Origin of the sequence: Mycobacterium asiaticum (assembly GCF_001673635.1) — a bacterium.
GTDB classification, from domain to species: Bacteria; Actinomycetota; Actinomycetes; order Mycobacteriales; family Mycobacteriaceae; genus Mycobacterium; species Mycobacterium asiaticum_C.
Map to the genome: position 1 here is coordinate 84,932 of NZ_LZMH01000085.1, position 19,555 is coordinate 104,486.

The window sequence follows — 19,555 nt, forward strand, 5'->3', positions numbered from 1 at the left end:
ACAGTGTGCTCATAAATAAGGACCATGTCAAGCCGCCCGCACGCGGCCGTCCCCGGGGCCGGCCGGCGCTCCCGCTCGACCGGATTGTGGAGGCGGCCCTGGAACTTGTCGACGAGCGGGGAGCCGATGCGCTGTCGATGCGGTCGCTCGCTCAGCGCCTGGGATCCGGCACCGCCACGCTGTACCGGCATTTCGCCAATCGGGCCGAACTGATTGCGACGGTAGTTGACAGCATGTTCGGCGAAATCGACTTCGAGGAATCGGGGGCCTCGGGTGTGGCCTGGCAACAGGCGTGTATCTCGTTCGCGCAGCGTGCGTTTGACGCGCTCGCCCGCCACGGCAGTCTTGCCCCGTTGTTGATCGGGCACATCCCGATGGGGCCCAACGCGCTGGCCCACCGGGAGTACATCCTGTCGTTGCTGCTGCGCAACGGTTTCGCGCCCGAGGTTGCCGCACGCAGCTATGCCACGCTTTGGCACTACATCCTGGGGTTCGCGATGCAGGTCCGCGAGCCGGCAGCCAAACCCGAAGACGACGAGCGCGACCTCACCGCCTCGGCCGCCTTTCGGCAACTCGAGCCGGAACGCTACCCGGCGACGCACGCGGTCGCCGACAGCCTTCCGGTCGAGTTGGCCGAGGAATTCACCTTCGGACTACGGCTAATTGTTGCGGGGCTGGAACGGGTGCACGCCTGAGTCAGCGCTCAGGACTCAGCGGCAGCCGCTCATTCCCCGAAGCCGGAGGGCACCGGCGCCGGCGAGCCCCCGCCGAGGCGACTGGCCGCGAACGCCGCGCCCTGGTCGATCATCGCCCCGTTATCCGCATAGGTGTTGTGCGCGGCGAAGTTGAGCCCCTCCGAGCACACCGGGTCGTCAGTAGCGCAGACCTTCATCGTCTTCGCCTGGTACAGCGGCCCGATTGCCACCGGCGGCTGGCCGAGGAATTCCATCGCGCGCACGTTTGGCAGGCCGAACAGGACGACCGAGGAAACGTGGTCGGCCACTGCGGGATCGAGCGGCTTGGGAACTGTCGTCGGGTCGATGCCGTCCGGCACGGCGGCCGATGTCACGAAGCCCATCACGGCTGCGCCCTGCGAGAAGCCACCAAGAACCATCTTGGTCTTGGGGCAGCTGGCGGCCATGGCATTGACGTGCGCACCCGCGTCGCGGACACCGTCGACACCGGTCGCCCATTCGTCGCTGGCCGGGTAGTTGACGGGGTACACGTCCATCGACTGCGCGCCGAGGCGGGGCCGCAGGTTGTCGACGAACGCCTGCCCCGTCGGGCCGACACCGGGCTCCTCGCCGGTGCCGCGCGCGAAGACCACCTCGACATCCGGACATGCAGCGGATGCGATGGGAACCGGGGAGCCGGAAATCACGGAAGCGCAGAGACCCGATGCTGCGACTGCCGCAGGGGCGAGGATACGAGCAAGGCGACGTGCATTCATGCCGCAGTATGTGCCCACGGAACAACCTCCTAAAACAACATTTTCGACGGTGGGGCGAAATCATTGACAGAGGACCTTGACCAGCTTAGACGCCCCTTGTGAGCACCGCTGCAGTGCTGAGTTCGGGCTGTCATTCGGCTGTAAGGATGTTGGGAGATTCCACGCCGGGTAACACCCGCTCCACCAGCAGCCGCAGGCTGGCCCAGCCGTCGTCGATGGGAAGCCCGCCGACCAGCGGGTTCATCACGATGTCCTGGCGCCCGGCGCGGATCTGCGCGATCAACTGCTCGGGGGTGAGGATCTCGACGTGGTTGAGTTGCCGGAGTTCCTCGATTGAAGCGGCGGGCGCCTCATTGGGCCGCGGTACGCCGCGCCGCTTCCAGCCGCTGTACTCGCGCGCCTCGTTCATGATGAACGGGCCGTAACGCGACCAGGCTTCGTCCGGATCGGCGTGAAGTAACGTGACAGTACTGCCGTTCTCCGGGTGGTAGACGAATCCCGTGGTGCCGTGGTTGCGCACCTCCGCTGCGTAGATCGCGGCCAGCTCCGGCATCGCCATCGGTGGTGAGAACGGCAACCCGAAGCGTGCCGCACGCCGGGCCGCCGCCGGCGTCATTCCGCCGACGAAGAAGACGGGGTGCGGCCGGGTATGGGGCTTCGGCGTGACGTTGATCAGGGTGCCGTTGTACTCGAACGGGTCGTCGCCCCATGCCTTGAGGAGCACCGACAGGCAGTGGTCCATCAGGGCGCCACGTCGCGCCCAGTCCTTGCCGGCCGCGCGGTATTCCTCGGGGCGGTAACCCATTCCGGCCACAAAGCTGAACCGGCCCTGCGCGAGGTTGTCGAGGACGGCGATGTCCTCGGCGAGCCGGACCGGGTCGTAGAGCGGCACGATCAAGGCGTTGACGCTGATGCGCACCGTGCGGGTCCGTCCCGCCACAGCGGCGGCCATCAGCAGGGGTGCGGGTAGCCAACCGGTGTCGGACAAGTGGTGCTCTTCAGCGCTGACCGCAGTGAATCCGTTCCGGTCCGCATATTCCGCCATCTCCAGCGCGGCGTGATACCGGTCTCCTTGACGCGCCGACGGATCGACGACATTGGTCATGTTCAGCCGCAGTGCGGTGAGCAGGCCCACCGTCACCCACCGGTCCGCGCGAACAGCGTGCCCCGGATCATCTGTTTGACCGAATTCAGCGTGGCGTCGTAGCCCTCGCGCGGCAATCGGGCCGCCTGTTCGGAGAGCCCTCGGGTGAGAGCACAGATCGATTCGACGGCGGGTGTGGTGTCGCAGGACAGCGTGCCCCGGCGGCGAGCGTCCTCGACGATTTCGGTGACGACGTCGCGTAGCGCCTTGGAGCCCGGGTAGGTCGGGCCGGTGCGTCCTGACTGTCCCGTACTCTGCACCCGGGTGGCCTGCAGGAAGGCGGCCAGATGAGGGAAGTCGCGCATCAACTGCTTGGACTCGTCCAGCACCGCGTCGAGACGGGTGGCGGTGTCGTCGGACCGGGCGGCGGCCGCCCGCAGTCGGGGCAGGACGATCGCCTCGATCTCGTCGCCGGTGGCCTTGAACAGCTCGGCCTTGTTCGGAAAGTAGTGGTACAGGCTGCCGCTGGTCATGCCGGCCGTCCTGGCGATCTCGCGGATCGAGGCCTGCGAATATCCCATCTCGGCCACACAGCGCATGGCTGCGGCGATGATGCGTTGCCGGGTCTGCTCACCGCTGGCGCCGACCGGCCGGCCGAGCTGGGAGCCGACGGTCACCGGGGTACCTCCGAACGGCGGAACTAATTGATCGGTCGAATATATTCGACCATGGTCGAGCGGCAGGACAGGACAGGACCCTTATGACGCGTAGCCAGTTGGGCCGTCCCGTCGGCGCCGTCGGCGGCGAAACTCGAGAACGGATCATCGCCGCGACCATGAGATGCGTCGCACATGCCGGCTACTCCCGGGCCACCATCCGTGAAATCGCCCGCACGGCCGATGTCACCAGCGCCAGCCTCTATAACTACTTTCCGAACAAGGCCGAGCTGATCAAGGCCACGATCGCGACGCGGGACGAAGCCGCCATGCCCCGGTTGCGCCGGGCCGCCCAGGGCCCCGGCGACATCGTCGACCGAATCGAAGCGGTACTCGACGAATGCGGACGATTGCTGCGGGAGTATCCGGACCTGGCCGCATTCGAATGGGCAATCCGGGCGGAGAACCTCGTCGCTTTCGGCGGCGACGACAACAGCACGTTTGAGACGATGCGCGAAATCATCGACGGCATCGTCGACGACGGCTGCCGGGCGGGCGATCTCGGCGCCGAGGTGGACGCGCGGGCCGTAGCCGAGGCGATCTATGCCCTCATCTACGGGTTGACCGAACTGGCAGCCACCCTGCCGCCGGAGGACTTTCAGGCGGCGTTGAGCGCGTCGAAGGTACTGGTACGAGGCGCGCTGTTCGGCAACGGATAGACACCGCACACCTTGATACGATCAAGCGATTGATTATAGAGTCGGCCGCACGGAGAGTGGGGCCGAGACTTGACCGATGCTGTGGGGACCGAGACCGTCGAGCGCGCGTTCGACGTGGACGCGTTGCGGCGCAGGTATGCCGAGGAACGAGCGCGGCGGCTGCGTCCCGACGGCATCGGGCAGTACGTGGAGATCGCCGGGGAGTTCGCCCGGTTCGCCGAGGACCCCTGGGCTGACGAGGAATTCACCCGGGCGCCGCTTACCGACGAGGTGGACGTCGCGATTGTCGGCGCCGGGTTCGGTGGATTGCTCACCGGTGTGCGACTCCGCGAACTCGGCGTGCAGAGCATTCGGCTGATCGACCGTGCGGCCGATGTCGGCGGGACCTGGTACTGGAACCGATACCCGGGCATTGCCTGCGACGTCGAATCCTACGTATACATCCCGCTGCTCGAAGAACTCGGCTACATCCCCAGCCGCAAATACGCCACTGGGGCAGAGATCTTTGCGCACTGCCGTAACATCGCCGAACGCTACGACCTGTACCGCGACGCATGCCTGCACACCGACGTGCACGAAATTCGTTGGGATGCAGGCGATTCCCGCTGGGTTCTGAAGACGAACCGAGGCGACGAGATGCGGGCGAAGTTCGTCACCATGGCCAACGGGTATCAGGCCAAGCCGAAGTTGCCCGGCATACCGGGTATCACCGAGTTTCGCGGACACACCTTCCACACCAGCCGGTGGGACTACGGCTATACCGGGCAGCGGCTGGAGCACCTGGCCGACAAGCCGGTCGGCATCATCGGTACCGGGGCCACCGCGGTGCAGTGCGTGCCACATCTCGGCGTGGCCGCGCAACATCTCTTCGTGTTTCAGCGCACCCCGTCCTCGGTGGACATTCGCGCCAACGGTCCGACAGATCCACAGTGGGCCAGCGCATTACAGCCCGGTTGGCAGCGGGAACGCATCCAGAACTTCCAGATCCTCACGGCCGGCGGACAGGCCGAAGAAGACCTCGTCGCCGACGCGTGGACGAGCATCACCCGCAAGCTCCCGGTGATGCGCCACGACGCCGGCGCTTCCGTCAGTCACGGGCCCCGGGACGTCGAGATGGCGGACTTCGCGAAGATGGAAGAGATTCGCGCCCGCGTGGACGCCATCGTGGTGGATAGCGCGACCGCCGAAGCGCTCAAGCCCTGGTATGGCTATTTCTGCAAGCGGCCCTGCTTCCACGACGACTATCTGCAAACCTTCAACCGCGACAACGTGACGCTGGTGGACACCCGCGGACTTGGGGTGCAGCGGATCACCGAGGCGGGTGTGGTGGTGGACGGGCAGACTTACGAGCTGGATTGCCTGATCTTCGCAACCGGTTTCGAGGTGGGCACCGACTATTGCCGGCGCACCGGTTTTGACTTGATCGGGCGCGACGGGGTAACGCTGACAGAGCGCTGGCGCGACGGCGTGCGCACCTTCCAGGGCCTGTGCGCCAACGGGTTTCCGAACTGTTTCATCGAGAGCATCGCCCAAGCCGGACTGACGGTGAATTTTCCCTATCTGCTAGACGTCCAGGCCACCCATGCGGCGTGGATCATCTCCTGGGCGCTGCAGCACGGTGTCGAGGAACTCGAGGCGTCGGCGGCCGCCGAAGCCGCATGGGTCGAGACGGTCTTGCAGCGCTCGGCGGCGACCGTGGAGCGGGCAATGACCTGCACTCCGGGCTATTACAACCGAGAAGGCAAGGCGGACAGCAGAACCCGGCAAGGCAGCTTTTTCTTCGGCGGCCCCACCGAGTACGCCGACATCCTGCAGTCGTGGCGGGCCGCCGGCGACTTCGCCGGGCTCGAGGTGCGCCACCGCGGGAACGGTCCGTGAAATACCTGCTCGGCCGGATGCGGGCGGCGGTCCGCGGCCGGCCCTCGCCCAAGGTGGCGATCGTCGGTGCGGGTTTCGGCGGCCTGGGCGCCGCTGTCGCATTGCGCCGTGCCGGCATCGACGACCTGTTGATCATCGAAGCCGGCGACGGCGTGGGAGGCACCTGGCGCCGGAACACGTACCCGGGGGCGGCGTGCGACATCCAGAGCCACCTGTACTCATTCTCATTCGCGCCCAACAAGTCCTGGAGCCGCACCTACGCCCGGCAGCCCGAGATACTTGCCTACCTGGAATCAGTGGCCGACGAATTCGACCTCGGCCGCCACCTGATGCTGGGTACCGCGGTGCGGTCCGCCCGCTGGTGTGCCGATACCTGCCAGTGGGAGCTGCGGCTGGATCGTGGGGCGACCAGCGAGACGCGCATTGTCGATGTCGTGGTCTGCGCCGTCGGATTATTCGGCGCGCAACGGCTTCCGGACATTCCCGGGCTCAAGGACTTCAACGGCACCCTGATGCATACCGCGCAGTGGGACCACGGCGTGGACCTCACCGGCGCACGGGTGGCGGTGGTCGGAACCGGGGCCAGCGGGGTGCAGGTCGTGCCCGAACTCGCCCGGACCGCCACCCACCTGACGGTCTTCCAGCGGACCCCACCCTGGATGGTGCCCAAGGACGACCGGCCTTACACCGCAACAGAATTAGCGCAATTTCGGCGCAACCCCCTGGTGGTGCGCCGCACCCGCTGGAAGATCTGGAAGTTCCAGCATGACAACACCGCCACGATGGCCGACGACCCGGTGGTCGCGGCGCGGTCGCAATTCGCCACCGCGTTCCTGCAGCGCAGTGTGGCCGACGAAGAATTGCGGCGTGCTCTGACGCCCGACTATCCGTTCCGGTGCAAACGGGTGCTCCTGGGGGACGATTTCTACCGGGCGTTGCAGCGCGAGAACGTCACGCTGGTCACCGATCCCATCGCGCGCGTCACGACGACGTCGGTCGTCACCTCGTCCGGCGGCGCCGTGGACGTCGACGCCGTGGTGCTGGCAACGGGATTCGAGACGTCCCAGTATTTGTCCGGCATCGAGGTGATCGGTGCCGAGGGACGTCGGCTACACGAGCATTGGGGCGTGGACCCCAGCGCCTACCTGGGTGTAGCCGTCGCCGGGTTCCCGAACTTCTTCATGCTCTATGGCCCCAACACCAACCAGGGCGGCAACTCGATCGTGTACATCCTCGAGGCGGGCGCGCGACTGGTCGCCAGCGCGGTCTCGCGTATCGCCCGGCGCGGGGGGTACCTGACGGTACGTCCGGAAGCCGAGCGCAACTTCAACGAGCGGCTCTCGGCGGATCTGGAACGCAGCATCTGGACCCAATGCGACAGCTATTTCCGCTCACCCAGCGGGCGGGTCGTGACGCAGTGGCCCTACACCGAATTGGACTACGCAAGGCGCACCTGGCGCGTTCGACCCCGGGACTGGGTGCATCACACCGGGCATTTCCACAACCACACGTCGAGCCCCACAAAACTATCAATCGATTGATTATTCGGCCGAAACGGCCCATATGTCGTTGTCCTGTGCATACGATCAATTGATTGATTATATGAAGTGGAGGTTCGCGGTGTCGTATCTGATGACCGGTCCGGATTTGTTGTCGTCCGCAGCGACGCAGTTGGAAGGTATCGGCAGCGCGCTACAGGCGGCCGGGACCATGGCGTCGGCTCCGACGACCGCAATCGCGGCCGCCGCGCATGATGAGATTTCGGTGGCGCTCGCCGCACTATTCGCCGGCCACGCCCGCGAATATCAGGCATTGAGCGGGCGGATGCAGGCGTTCCACCAGCAGTTTGCGCAGCTGGTGGCCGCTGGAGCGGGCCGCTACGCCGAGGCGGAGGCGGCGAATGTAAACCCATTGCAGCGGGCGGCGCTCGATCTGATCAATGCGCCCACTCGCTCGCTGTTGGGTCGCCCCCTGATCGGCGACGGCGCCGACGGAGCTGCCGGTACCGGGCAGAACGGCGGCGCCGGCGGCCTGTTGTACGGCAACGGTGGGAGGGGTGGATCCGGAGCTGCGGGCCGAGCCGGCGGCAGCGGCGGCAGCGCCGGCCTGATCGGTAACGGCGGCGCGGGTGGAGAAGGTGGTGCCGGTGCGGCCGCCGCGCCCGCACCGGCTGGCGGGCGCGGCGGCAACGGTGGCGCGCTGTATGGCAACGGCGGCGACGGCGGCGCGGGGGGCAGCGGCGGGCTGGTGGGAGACGGCGGTGTCGGCGGCGCGGGGGGCAGTGCGGGCCTGGTGGGCGACGGCGGCAACGGCGGCACCGGCGGTTCGGGCCTGAACCCGGGCAAGGGCGGCGCCGGTGGCACGGGCGGCCAGTTGGCCGGCAGTGATGGCGCCGCCGGCGCGACAGGGACAAAACTCAGCGAACCGGGCAACCCGGGTAACCCGACCGGCCCAGGCAATCCCACGGACCCAGGCAATCCCACGGACCCGGGAGACCCTGACCCGGGTAACCCCGACCCAGGTGACCCGACCGACCCGTCCGGGCCGAACGCCGTTGACGCAGCGCGTGAGGGCGAACTGACCGCATCAAGCGGCGGCAAGATCACCGACGGCAATCTCAACGAGATCTCCGGCATCGACGCCGGCATCAACAACCCGAATGTGTACTGGGTGCACAACGATTCGGGCGATTCGGCACGCATCTTCGCGGTCGATGCGAAGACCGGCCAGACGCTGGCCACTTACAAACTCAGTGGTGCGACCGCCAACGATTGGGAGGACATCGAGGTCGCCAGGGGTGCCGACGGCAAGTCCTACATCTATGTCGGCGACATCGGCGACAACGGCCACTCACGCAGCAACATCACCATCTACCGCGTTCCCGAGCCGACCGTCACCGGCACGGCGAGCAGTCCGACGAACGGGACATTGACCGGCGTCGAGCAGGTCCGGCTCACGTATCCCAATGGGGAGAAGCTCAATTCGGAGGCGCTGGCGGTCGACCCGGTGAACCACAACATGCTGCTCGTCGAGAAGACCAGTGACGATGTATCGAGGGTGTACTCGACGCCGGACAGTGGGTGGAGCAGCGCCGGAAGCGGCAGCTCCAGCCGAACGCTGACCCAGGTCGCCACGCTCGATCTCTCGGATGCCAGTGAGCAACTCGTCACCAGCGCGGACTTCTCGGCCGATGGCTCGCAGTTGGCCGTGCGCACCTACGACGATGTCCTGCTATGGGACCGGGCGCCGGGCAGCAGCTCCTGGTCGCCGTTCACCCAACAATGGGTGGAAGGCTTGGAGACCAGCGAAAGCCAGGGCGAGGCGATCGCGTTCCACCCCGACGGGCGGGGCTATGTCACGGTCAGTGAGGGGGCGGACCAGACGTTGCACGAGTTCGTCGGCGGCGACATGTAATCAGCGTAAATAAGTGGCCGGAACCGACTGGTCTGACTCACCGGCTGCCGGCCTTCAGCGCGGCGGTCACTCCGCCGTCGACCAGCAGGTCGGTGCCGGTGATGAACGTTGCGTCCGGACCGAGCAGAAAGGCGGTCGCGGCGGCGATGTCGTCGGGAGTGCCGATGCGACCGGTGCCGGACATCGCGATCATCGCCCGCATCCCGTCCCCGACCGGGGAGTCGAGTTCCTGTTGTCCCATCGGCGTCGAGATGATGCCGGGGCTGATGGAGTTGATTCGGGCGCCCCGGGCGCCCCAGTGTGTGCTGGCTGCCCGCACCCGAACGTGGTTGGCCTGCTTGGCGACTGGATATGCGAAGTGGGGGTCAACCAGCTTGCTCACAAAGTCCAGCGTCAGCAGCGCTTCGGGCGGATCATGGGCAAAAGCCTTCTCCTGCTCGGCGGTCAATGGCGGCACCAGGTGGCCGGCCATGCTGGCGATCACCACGCCCGCGCCGCCGGTTGCGATGACCTCGCCGAACTCCTGCAGCACCAGCGCGACGCCGAGCAGGTCGACCGCCAGGATTGCCTCGGCGGATGCTTGCGCCGGGGACAGTCCGGCGGTGTGCGCCAATTGCGTCACGTTGCCGAGGGAGGCGGCGAATTCGGCGAGCGCATGCACCGAATCCCGCGACGCGACGTCAACCTGTTGGCTCTCGACGGCATAGCCGTCGGCGGCAAGCGATCCGGCCACCGAGGCGAGTGCTGCGTCGTTGTTGTCGGCCAGCAGCACGGTCTTGGAGGAGCCCAGTCGCCGCGCGATCGCCTGGCCCATGCCGCCCACGCCGATCACGGTCAGCACGTCCCGATGCGCCGTCACTCCATCTCCCTCGCCCACGCCACATGCCCGTCGAAACCCAGTGCATTCGCCATAGCACGATAGCTATCCCGGTAGTCGCGATATGCGGCTGTGTCATCAAGCGCGCCTGCGAGCAGCGCCCGCATCCGGAGCAGCCAAATCTTATTGAAGACGAATCCAGGCTCAGTGGGCACTGCCTCCAGGCGTTCGACGGCAGCCTGCGCTTCATCGACGTCGTTGGGGGCCCGCCTGTTCAGCAGCGCCTCCACCAGAGCGGCGACCGCTGCCGCGCGCATGATCGTTCCGCCAGCGTCGTAATCCGCCGCTACGGCGGGACGAGCCAGCTCGACTGCCTCGTCGAGTTCGCCCATGCGGATCTTTTCGTTGACGAGATGGATATCGATGAACCCGATCAGCGCCATGGTGAAGCGCTCACACACAGCAGCTTCGCGAGCCTGCGACAGCAATCCGATGCCTTCGTCACGGTGCGGGCCGCCATGCGTCAGCAACGTCATGCCGCGCACGTATCGGGCACAACTGAGCGTGAAATCGTCGCCGGCTCGCTCCGCCAACTCCAGCACAGTGGCGGTCTCCTGCAAGGCCTCATCGCCGGGCAGCCACGTCCCATTGAGAGCGAGGGAGTATTTGAATACCAGCAGTACCGCAAGCAATGTCACGTCGAACGCGCGGGCCATCGCAGTGGACTGCACAACGTCGTCTCGCCAGCGGCGGTCACCGAGGCTGCAGCGGGCGCACCCGCGCAGCATGATGGCGCCGGCCAGCGGGGACCCCAGGACCAGATCGCCCATGGTGGGGTTGTCTTCAGCCAGGTCGATCACCAGTTGGCACAGCCGCAGGCATTCGGCTGCCTCGTTGCACTGAAGCTTGGCGGTGTAAGCGGCGTAAAGAAGCCCGACCGTCAATTTCGGATCCCCGATCGAGTCCAGCAGGTCGACGAGTTCGGATGCCCAGCGGGAGGCTTCGCGATAGTCGGCGTGCACCGTCAGGCTGGATATCCACCCGGCCGTGCCCATGGCCAGCGACACCTTGTCGCCCGCGGCCCCGGCCAGATCGCGCAGTTCGCCAAACCCGGTCTCGGCCGGGCTGCCGCCGATGAGCCAGGCGGTGGCGCACAACAGCGTTCGTGGTGCAATACGCATGGAGACGCGTTGTGGGTGGCCCTCCGGCAATCGGTCGGCGACGTTTCGCGCATTCTGCCAACTTGCCCGCGCCGCGACGAGGTCGCGGTGGGTCAGCCAGGTGCCCGCGCGCATGTGCCAGGCGAACGCGGCGGGCAAATCTCCAGCCGCCTTGAGATGCTCGGCGATAAGAGCAGCATTTTCGTCGGGCGAGCCGCTTTGTTGGATCGCGTCGGCAAGCCGCCGATGCAATTCGGAGCGAATTGACTTCAACTGCGATTCGTAGGCCACCGCGCGAATCAGGGGATGGCGAAACGCGTATTCGGCGTCGGGGGTGAACGCGACCCGGTCGATCAGCTCGGCGGCGACCAGTTCGTCGAAGACGGGATCGGTTCCCAAAGCGGACAGCAGCTGTAGGTCGAATCGCGAGCCGATCACCGCCGCGGCGCACAGCGTCTGCTTGGCCGCCGGGCTGAGCCGGTCCACGCGTGCCGCGATGACCGTCTGCAGCGTTGCGGGCACGGTGATGTCAGCCACCTCCGCCTGGAGCAGGTACGAACCAGGTTCGCCCCGGATAATCCCGCGTTCGGACAGGTCGCGCACGATCTCCTCGGCGAAAAACGGGTTGCCCGAAGCGCGTTCGGCGATGACCCCCGTCAATCGGCGCACGGAGGAGTCCGTGCCCAGCACCGCGCCGATCAATGACGACGCCTGCGCTGCGTTGAGCGGGCGCAGTGCAATGGTCTGAGTGCCTGGAATTGTCGACAGCGCGCCCCGGTATTCAGGTCGATAGGTGATCAGCACCATCGACGGGGTCTGCGGGATGACGGTCAGGAAGGTGGCGAGCATCGACTCGCTCACTTCGTCGATCCAGTGCGCGTCCTCGATCACATACAGCGCCGGTTCACGCCGCGCCAACGAGGCAGAGTTGACCAAGGCGGTTAATCGCCTACGTCGCGCATCGGCCTCGATGCTGGGCAATTCGCTACCGGGATCGGCGATGCCAAGCAGATCATTCAGCAGCAACAGGTCCTCAGGATCAGCCTGCTCAAAGCGGACCCGGACTTGCGCACGTGCGGTGGCGTCATCGAGACCGTCGACTCCGAGTGCGGAACGCAGCAGACCCGTGACCGCGTGGAAGGCGATGTCACTCGTGTGGGATTCGCAGTAGGTGGTGAACACCGACACGTCACGCAGGGATGCCAGCGAGGCGGCTTCGCGCACGATGCGGCTCTTGCCGAGCCCCGGAGCTCCCAGCACACCGATGACGCAACCGGCGCCGGCGATGGCCTCGTCGAGAATTCCACTGAGGGTGTTCAATTCCCAGGTGCGCCCGACCAGCGGTAGGTCACTGCGCCGGCGGTGAGGGCGAGTGGTCGCGATCAAACGGCGAGCGGGCACCGGAGCGTCGGCACCCTTGATGGACACCAGTTCCGGCTCACTGAGCGTAGTGATGTCTTCGACCAGTCGCGCCGTCGATTCGCTGAGCAGCACTCCACCAGCCGGTGCGACCGATTCCATCCGCTGGGCCATGCCGACCTGCTCGCCGATTGCCGTGTAGCCCGGTGCGGCGGTGCCTATTTCGCCGGCGATGACCTCACCGGAGTTCAGACCCACCCGCAACCGCAGATCGATACCGTCCCGGTTCGCCGCTTCACGCGCCAACCCGCGCGCTTCATCTTGGATCCCCAGCGCCGCAAGGCATCCGCGAAATGCGTGGTCCTCCATCGTGACCGGTGCCCCGAACACCGCCATGATGCCGTCGCCGGTGAATTTGTCCACCGTCCCGCCGTACCGCTGCACCACTGCTGCCGCGGCCGCCACGAGATCGGCCATGATCTCGCGCAGCCGTTCCGCTCCTACCGCGGCGGCGATGTCCATCGAATGCACGACGTCGGCGAAAAGCACCGTCACCTGTTTGTATTCCGCTGACGGTGCGGCGGTGGCGCAGGGCGATCCGCATTCGTCGCAGAATTTGGCGGTCGGCCGCAGGACCGTACCGCAGGTCACGCAGGCGAATCCTGGCGTTACCACAATCGAAGAATAGGGGCTCTGCCGCTACTTTGGATCAAGTGCCGGCCGATCAACCCTGGAACATCAACATCCACTACAACGCCCTGGTCGACTCGCTGGTCCCGACCGGTGCGCAAAGTGTGCTCGACGTCGGATGCGGCGACGGCTTCCTGGCGGCCCGGCTCGCGCGGCGGATACCGCGGGTCACCGCCCTGGATGTGGACGAGCCGGTGCTGCAACGAGCGGGGGCCCGCTTCCCGGACGCCGGGATTCGATGGACCCACGGCGACGTCATGACCGCCGAATTGCCCCGCTTCGATGCCGTCGTCTCCAACGCCGCCCTGCACCATATCGACGACACCCGGGCCGCGCTGGCGCGGCTCGCCGGCCTGGTGACACCCGGCGGCACGCTGACAGTGGTGACCTTCGTCAGATTTTCGATGCGGACGGCCTGGTGGCACCTGGCCACCGCAATGGCGTGTGTCGTCGTCAATCGGGTCAAAGGGAAGTGGGAGCACACCGCCCCGATCAAATGGCCGCCGCCGGACACGTTTGCGGAGTTGCGCTCTCACGTGCGCGCGATCCTGCCCGACGCACGTATCCGTCGTCTGCTGTACGGCCGGGTGCTGATCACCTGGCGGACTCCGGCGTGAGCCAGGCGTGAAGCGCCGCAAAGCGGGGCATAGAGACCTCGTGACCGAATCAAAGGAGATGCCGGACCTGGACGACGCAACTGTCGAGGCGGTCGGTCAACTCTCCGAGGCGTTGGAGTATGTCGAACGCGCCCGCGGCGAGTTGTACTCGTTTCATCAACTGATGGGCCACGCCGACTTGCTGCTCGGCCAGGCGTGCGACAAGCTGCGCGACGCGGGACACGACGGCATCGCAGACCGCTTGGAGACCGAAATGGTTGGTCGCAATGTGCTCAAAGGCCGGTGGACATTTCAGGTCGTCGAGGAGTTCGACGACAACTACTGGACGCCGTTCCGCGAGCACGAGCGCAGCGTACGAGAGGAACTGCAGGGCGGCACCCGACACGTACTCGAAGCCAGGATGAAGGAAAAGCGCCGGACGGCCGGCCGACCCGGCCACGAGAGCCGACCGTCGTAACCGGTCAGCCGGCGGAACCCATCGCCGCGGCGCTGGCCTGACTGATCAGTTCGACGGCCTGGTTGCGGGTCAGCGAGCCGAGCATTTGCATCGCGGCCCGCATGTCTTCGCCGACAATCCAGGTCGGCCCGTTGGCCAGGTTTTCGAATGCCTCGGCGATGACGTCGTCGACGGACACCGCGCCGGGGGGAACATCGTCGGGCGACGCGATCTGCCCGCGGCGGTACTCGAGTTCACGCAAGGCCGGGGTGTTGGTCTTGCCCAGGATCAGTCCAAGGACGTCGACACCCTCGCCGTGCAGCTCGGCCCACAGTGCCTCGGCGAACACCATGTCGAATGCCTTCGAGGCAGCGTACGCAACCATGTTGGGGCCGCCGGCGAAGCCGGCGCCCGATCCGAAGATCACGATGCCGCCCCGCCGCCGCTCGACCATCGCGGGCGCGAAGTGGTGGCACAGTTGCATCGGCACCATGCAATTGCGTTGCACCATGGCCTCCGCGGCCTCGACCGGAGTGGCCAGGAATGGCTGGAAATTGGGATCGGCCCCGGCGCAGTAGACGAGGAAGCCGATTTCGAGATCATCGGTGGCCGCAATGATACTCTCGACAGCTCTCGGACCCGCGAGATCTATTGCCAGAGTTAGTGTTTCGACTGACGTCGTTGACCTTATCTCGGCGGCGACCTGATCGAGCACGGATTGCCGGCGTGCGAGCAGTACGACATTGACCCCGCGCTCGGCGAGTCCGTGCGCGAAGCCCGCGCCCACACCATCGGAGGCGCCGGCAACCAGCGCCCAAGGGCCGTACTTCGAGGCGAAGGTCATTTGCCCTCCTGCCCGACCGCGACGACGCGCACCGAGGTGAAGCGGCGCTTGGCGATTCGCCATCCTGCGCTGGTGCGGACGATGTCGTCATCGTAGAACCCGGCGGCGTTCACCCCGCCGCTGTTGTCGGCGGCCATGATGAGCCCGTCGATGTAGGTGCGAGCCACCGCGCGGTCCCCGTCCAGAGTGATGGCGATATTGCTCAGCCGGTGCAGCGTGTGGCCCGCCATCGCGTGGGCCAATTGCATGAACTCCGTGACAGCGTCGATGCCGTGCCACGCACCGATCTCGCCATAATCGAGTTCGCAGTCGTCGGTGAAAACGGTGCGGAACAACGGCCAGTCACGCCGGTCGATTCCGGTGGCATAGCGCACCAGCAGGTCGGAGATGTCTTGCCGGTCTTCGCGGTCGGTCACGTCGATTCTCCGTTGGGGTGGACGATGATTCGCGGGGGACCGTCGGATCGGCGCGCGAGTTCGAGCGCGTCCGGCACCTCGGCGAGGGTGATGATCTTGCCCACGCTGGGCAATGGATCCAGTCGTCCCGACGCGATCGCCTCGAGCGTGCCGTACCAGTCTTGTGGGTGTGGCCCGCCGCCGAATTGGATGGTGACGCCCTGGCGGGTCGCTGTCGTGATGTCGAGCGTGTCGCCGCTGTACCAGCCGCCGGCGCAATAGATGCGGGTGCCAAATTCGGCGGACTCGACGATCTCCTGGATCAGCCCGGCAGCGCCTACGCATTCGAAAACCACTGCGGGACCGGGTAACCCGCGCTGGACGCGGACCTGCCGGAATGCATCGAACGCCGACGATTCCGCTGGGTCCACCTCGATGTGGGCGCCGAAGAAGTCCCGGGCCAGTGCGCGACGCTCAGCCTTGAAGTCCGCGACGACGATCGGTTCGATGCCCCGGCTGGCCAGGGCGGCGACCGCGGACAGCCCGATGGCGCCCGCGCCGATGACGATCGGAACCTCGCCGGGCGCAAGCTGGGCCGAGCGCACATAGAACTCCCCGACGGCGAACGCGTCGGTCAGCGAGATGGCATCGGAGGAGACGTCGCCGGTGACCGCGTTGGCGGCGGCTTCGGAAACCACCAGCAACTCGGCGAAGCTGCCCTGCGCCTCGGGGTGCTGGCCGATGATCCGCATCCCGCCGGCGCCGCCGTCCACCAGACGCACCGGCATTGCGGTCACGCGTGAACCGACGTTGAACTGATCCGAGCAACCGGGGCCGAAACCCACGACCTCGCCGACGAATTCGTGACCGAGCACGATGTCCCGGTTCGGGTCGTACAGTGAGCGGCCCGTCGGGTCGTCGACTGCGAGCTCCGGGTGATCCATGAAATGCACGTCCGATGCGCAGATCGCGGTGCTAAGCGTTCGCAACAACAGTTCGCCGTGCCCGGGTTCGGGATCGGGTGTTTCCCCAACTTGCAGCTTGCCGTCCCGCAATATGACCGCGCGCACCCTCGCCCCAGTTTCTCGAATAATTGAGATAGGATCTCTAATCCTCGGAATCACTGTAGAAATGTCGGCATGAAGGAGTCAACCCATTCGCGGAGCGACATCGGCACCGACTGCCCGGGTCCTCGACGTCATCGAGCTGCTTGCCCGCTGTGACGGCACCCGGTTGCGCTTCTCGGATGTCGTGCGTGAACTGGGACTGACCCAGGCGACCGCGCACGCGATCCTCAAGACGCTGTGTGACCGCGGCTGGGCCAGTCGCGATCCCGTCGCCAAAACATTCACCCTCGGCCCGGCGCTCTCGCTGGTGGCAGCGCGGACCGACACCGCGCGGCCACTCGCCCACGCCGCCCGCGCCGCGGCTCTTCGGATATCCGAAGCGGTCGGCCACGCCGGTTCGGTGGTCGAGCGGTTCGAGGACTCCCTGGTCATCACCGCGTTCGAGGGAAAGGACGCCACCGAGCCGTCCGGGCTGCCCGGGGACCGCATCCCGTATGCGCCACCGTTCGGTGTCGCCTACGCCGCATGGGATACGGCCGATGGGCAACGGGAGTGGATTCGGCGTGGCGCGGGTACCGATGCGGACCGCTTCCGGCGGTTGGAAGGAGTGCTGGCCAGAACCCGCGAGCGGGGTTTCGATGTCGACTGCACCACGCCGGCGCTGGCGCAGGCGGTGATGGGTGCGCTGGAAAGCGACGAAATCCCCGCCACGGTCCGGCAGATCCTGGATCAGCTGATGGTCGAATTCATCTCCAGTGGGGCCCTTTTCGACGACGAAACCGGTCGGGCCAAGCGACCCGTGGTCACCATCTCAGCTCCCGTGTTCAATCACCGCGGCGAAATCGCGCTGATCCTTGGGGTGCACCCGCTTTGCTCTCTCACCACCCGCCAGATCCGGTCGATCGGTCAGCGTTTGGTCAAGGAGGCGACGCTCGTGTCGAGTGGCTAGCCCGCTGCCCGGCTCAGTTCGGCGATGGCGGCGCGTAATTTCGCACCCGCTTCGTCGGCGACGTCCTGCAGGCCCGGGTCGTCCATGACCTTGACCATGAGTTGTGGATCCATCGCCTCGACGATCACCGCACCGCCCCCTGCCGACGGGTCGGAACGCAGGACGACATTGCAGGGCAGCAACTGCCCGATCTGGCGGTCCACACCGAGCGCGCGGTGCGCGAGCGACGGGTTGCAAGCGCCCAGGATCAGATAGTCCTCCATGTCTTCGCCGATCTTCTGCTTCAGCGTCGCCTTCACATCGATGCGGGTGAGCACCCCGAAACCTTGCTCGGCAAGCGCCGCGGTGGTCTGGTCAACCGCATCGTCGAACGCGGCATGCAGTGTGGTGGCGAGACCTTCACTTTGCAAAGTCATTGTCTACCAATCCCTTCGGGCGCTAACAGCACTGCGCCTATGTTCTGATGCCGAGTTTACGCCCAGGTGGCCAATCACCGCCCCGCACCCGGATCCATCGAGCGGGAGAAATAGTTCGGCACCCCCCATCGTTGCCGCTTTGGTAGCGACGATCGAAGGGCGAGTAACTATGGCGCAAACGTATGCCGTCGAGGATCTTGCCGCCTTTGTCACCGGCGCCGACCATCCGGACTTGGCGGGTCAAGCCAGAGGGGCGCTCAAGCGCAACGTGCTCGACAGCATCGCCTGTGCGGTCGGCGCGCTGGACGGCGAACTCATCCCCGCGATTCGCGCTCAGGCGGAGGAATTCAGCGGCCGGCCCACTACCACGCTGGTCGGCGGCGGCCGGGCGTCGGTTGACCAAGCCGCATTCTTCAATGCGGTGCTGGTGCGCTACCCCGACCTGCTGGATACCTACCTCACCGTGGGCGGGCTGTGTCACCCCGCGGACAATTTCGGCGCGATTCTTGCTGTGGCCGAACACGTTCACGCCACCGGAAACGACTTCCTGCTGGCTCTGGCGGTGGCCTATGAGGTGCAGTGCCGCTTCAGTGCCCAGGTGCCGGTGATGGCGCGCGGCCTGAATCATGCACTGCAACTGGCGATGTCGGTCGCGGCGGGATCGGCCAAGTTGCTCGGACTCGATGAGAGCCAGACGGCCGACGCCATCGCCGCCTCGGCGGCCGACAATGTCTCACTGGCGGCCGTACATGCCGAACCGGTCTCCCATTGGAAGGGCATCTCTCCTGCGCTGACCGGCATGCGTGCCGTCTACGCGACCATCCTGGCCGGCCGGGGCGTCACCGGCCCGCGCACGCTGATCGACGGACCGCACGGATTGGCCCAACTCTTCGGCCAGACAATCGAATTCGAACCCGGTAACCGACGACTCGCCGTCGCCGAGCAGACCTACCTGAAGCAGTACTGCGCCCTGATCCATGGCCAGGTGATCATCGACGCGCTGCTGTCGATTCGCACCGCCCACCAGCTACGCGGTGATGACGTCGCGGCGGTGACACTGGAAGTGATTCAGAGCGCCTACGACATCGCTGGGGGTGGTGCATTTGGCGACAAGAACCGTCCGTGGACCAAGGAACAGGCCGACTACAACCTGAAGTACCTCAGCGCGGTCGCCTTGCTCGACGGCGGCGTGGGACCCGAACAGCTTGAGACCGAACGAGTCCGGCGCGACGACGTCCAGGCCCTGCTGACCCGGATCACCGTCGTGCCGGCCGCCGACCTCACCGCCGACTATCCGGAGCGCACCGGTGTCCGTGTGTCGGTGAGGACGCAGGACGGGCGAGAACTCCATCATCGGCAGGCCGACTACGAGGGTTCGCCGACTCAGCCCCTGTCGTGGGAGCGGGTCGTGGAGAAGTTTCACTGGCTCGCCGAACCGTGCAGTGAGGGCGGGTTGCGCGGCGAAATCATCGAGGCCGTCGAGCGCCTGGACGAGATCCACGTCACCGATCTGACCGGATTGCTGGGCAGGGTCAGCCCCGTGGCCGTACGGGCGCGTAGCGCGGTCAGATTCTGATGTCCGCGCGCGTCCCCTTGTATGGTTT

At 66.3% G+C, this 19,555-nt stretch carries 18 protein-coding genes; 9 read left to right on the top strand and 9 right to left on the bottom strand.

Annotation, left to right across the window (positions count from 1 at the left end; translation table 11 throughout):
- Positions 1 to 5 precede the first annotated feature (5 nt).
- Positions 6 to 695 (top strand): TetR/AcrR family transcriptional regulator, encoded by a 690-nt coding sequence (locus A5645_RS26370; RefSeq protein WP_253867174.1) that lies wholly within the window; start codon positions 6 to 8, stop codon positions 693 to 695.
- A 29-nt stretch (positions 696 to 724) separates the two neighbouring features.
- Here the strand turns inward: A5645_RS26370 and A5645_RS26375 are convergent, their stop codons facing one another.
- From A5645_RS26375 to A5645_RS26385, 3 genes are all read right to left on the bottom strand, one after another.
- The gene (locus A5645_RS26375; protein WP_065035838.1) at positions 725 to 1,468 is read right to left on the bottom strand and encodes a cutinase family protein; all 744 of its coding nucleotides are present in this window, start codon (positions 1,466 to 1,468) and stop codon (positions 725 to 727) included.
- 112 nt (positions 1,469 to 1,580) lie between these two features.
- Positions 1,581 to 2,585 (bottom strand): LLM class flavin-dependent oxidoreductase, encoded by a 1,005-nt coding sequence (locus A5645_RS26380; RefSeq protein WP_065131636.1) that lies wholly within the window; start codon positions 2,583 to 2,585, stop codon positions 1,581 to 1,583.
- Between the two features lie 2 nt (positions 2,586 to 2,587).
- Positions 2,588 to 3,211 (bottom strand): TetR/AcrR family transcriptional regulator, encoded by a 624-nt coding sequence (locus A5645_RS26385; protein WP_065131600.1) that lies wholly within the window; start codon positions 3,209 to 3,211, stop codon positions 2,588 to 2,590.
- 83 nt (positions 3,212 to 3,294) lie between these two features.
- Between A5645_RS26385 and A5645_RS26390 the strand changes: the two genes are divergently transcribed.
- The 4 genes from A5645_RS26390 (at position 3,295) to A5645_RS26405 (ending at position 9,201) form a co-directional block, all read left to right on the top strand.
- The gene (locus tag A5645_RS26390; RefSeq protein ID WP_065131601.1) at positions 3,295 to 3,909 is read left to right on the top strand and encodes a TetR/AcrR family transcriptional regulator; all 615 of its coding nucleotides are present in this window, start codon (positions 3,295 to 3,297) and stop codon (positions 3,907 to 3,909) included.
- 69 nt (positions 3,910 to 3,978) lie between these two features.
- On the top strand, positions 3,979 to 5,787 hold the full coding sequence (locus A5645_RS26395) for a flavin-containing monooxygenase (RefSeq protein ID WP_253867176.1): 1,809 nt from the start codon (positions 3,979 to 3,981) through the stop codon (positions 5,785 to 5,787).
- A 17-nt stretch (positions 5,788 to 5,804) separates the two neighbouring features.
- Complete coding sequence (locus A5645_RS26400) at positions 5,805 to 7,328, top strand: flavin-containing monooxygenase (protein WP_065131637.1); 1,524 nt, start codon at positions 5,805 to 5,807, stop codon at positions 7,326 to 7,328.
- 79 nt (positions 7,329 to 7,407) lie between these two features.
- Positions 7,408 to 9,201 carry a PE domain-containing protein gene (locus A5645_RS26405; RefSeq protein WP_065131638.1) on the top strand — a complete coding sequence of 598 codons (1,794 nt, stop codon included), beginning with the start codon at positions 7,408 to 7,410 and terminating at the stop codon, positions 9,199 to 9,201.
- 37 nt (positions 9,202 to 9,238) lie between these two features.
- On the opposite strand, the gene A5645_RS26410 is transcribed toward A5645_RS26405, so the two are convergent.
- Positions 9,239 to 10,060 carry an SDR family oxidoreductase gene (locus tag A5645_RS26410; RefSeq protein WP_301337007.1) on the bottom strand — a complete coding sequence of 274 codons (822 nt, stop codon included), beginning with the start codon at positions 10,058 to 10,060 and terminating at the stop codon, positions 9,239 to 9,241.
- Positions 10,057 to 13,212, bottom strand: a complete 3,156-nt coding sequence (locus A5645_RS26415) for an adenylate/guanylate cyclase domain-containing protein (protein WP_065131603.1) — start codon at positions 13,210 to 13,212, stop codon at positions 10,057 to 10,059. Before A5645_RS26415 ends, A5645_RS26410 begins: the two co-directional genes overlap by 4 nt.
- Before the next feature lie 38 nt (positions 13,213 to 13,250).
- Here A5645_RS26415 and A5645_RS26420 point away from each other — a divergent pair, with 38 nt between their 5' ends.
- Both A5645_RS26420 and A5645_RS26425 read left to right on the top strand, forming a co-directional pair.
- Complete coding sequence (locus A5645_RS26420) at positions 13,251 to 13,844, top strand: class I SAM-dependent methyltransferase (protein WP_065131604.1); 594 nt, start codon at positions 13,251 to 13,253, stop codon at positions 13,842 to 13,844.
- Positions 13,845 to 13,902: 58 nt separating this feature from the next.
- The gene (locus tag A5645_RS26425) at positions 13,903 to 14,301 is read left to right on the top strand and encodes a hypothetical protein (protein ID WP_065036033.1); all 399 of its coding nucleotides are present in this window, start codon (positions 13,903 to 13,905) and stop codon (positions 14,299 to 14,301) included.
- A gap of 4 nt (positions 14,302 to 14,305) precedes the next feature.
- On the opposite strand, the gene A5645_RS26430 is transcribed toward A5645_RS26425, so the two are convergent.
- From A5645_RS26430 to A5645_RS26440, 3 genes are read right to left on the bottom strand one after another with little or no spacing between them, the layout of a single operon-like run.
- The gene (locus tag A5645_RS26430) at positions 14,306 to 15,124 is read right to left on the bottom strand and encodes an SDR family NAD(P)-dependent oxidoreductase (RefSeq protein ID WP_065131605.1); all 819 of its coding nucleotides are present in this window, start codon (positions 15,122 to 15,124) and stop codon (positions 14,306 to 14,308) included.
- Positions 15,121 to 15,540, bottom strand: a complete 420-nt coding sequence (locus tag A5645_RS26435) for a nuclear transport factor 2 family protein (RefSeq protein WP_065036030.1) — start codon at positions 15,538 to 15,540, stop codon at positions 15,121 to 15,123. The genes A5645_RS26430 and A5645_RS26435 overlap by 4 nt, the downstream gene beginning before the upstream one ends.
- Entirely contained in the window at positions 15,537 to 16,589 is a 1,053-nt protein-coding gene (locus tag A5645_RS26440; protein WP_065131606.1) for a zinc-binding dehydrogenase, read from the bottom strand. Before A5645_RS26440 ends, A5645_RS26435 begins: the two co-directional genes overlap by 4 nt.
- Before the next feature lie 85 nt (positions 16,590 to 16,674).
- On the opposite strand from A5645_RS26440, the gene A5645_RS26445 reads away from it, so the two are divergent.
- Complete coding sequence (locus A5645_RS26445; RefSeq protein ID WP_065131607.1) at positions 16,675 to 17,535, top strand: helix-turn-helix domain-containing protein; 861 nt, start codon at positions 16,675 to 16,677, stop codon at positions 17,533 to 17,535.
- Here A5645_RS26445 and A5645_RS26450 read toward each other — a convergent pair.
- Complete coding sequence (locus tag A5645_RS26450) at positions 17,532 to 17,951, bottom strand: DUF302 domain-containing protein (protein WP_065131608.1); 420 nt, start codon at positions 17,949 to 17,951, stop codon at positions 17,532 to 17,534. The genes A5645_RS26445 and A5645_RS26450 overlap by 4 nt on opposite strands.
- Before the next feature lie 169 nt (positions 17,952 to 18,120).
- On the opposite strand from A5645_RS26450, the gene A5645_RS26455 reads away from it, so the two are divergent.
- A complete protein-coding gene (locus A5645_RS26455) occupies positions 18,121 to 19,527 on the top strand; it encodes an MmgE/PrpD family protein (protein WP_065131609.1) in 1,407 nt (468 codons plus the stop codon).
- Positions 19,528 to 19,555 lie beyond the last annotated feature (28 nt).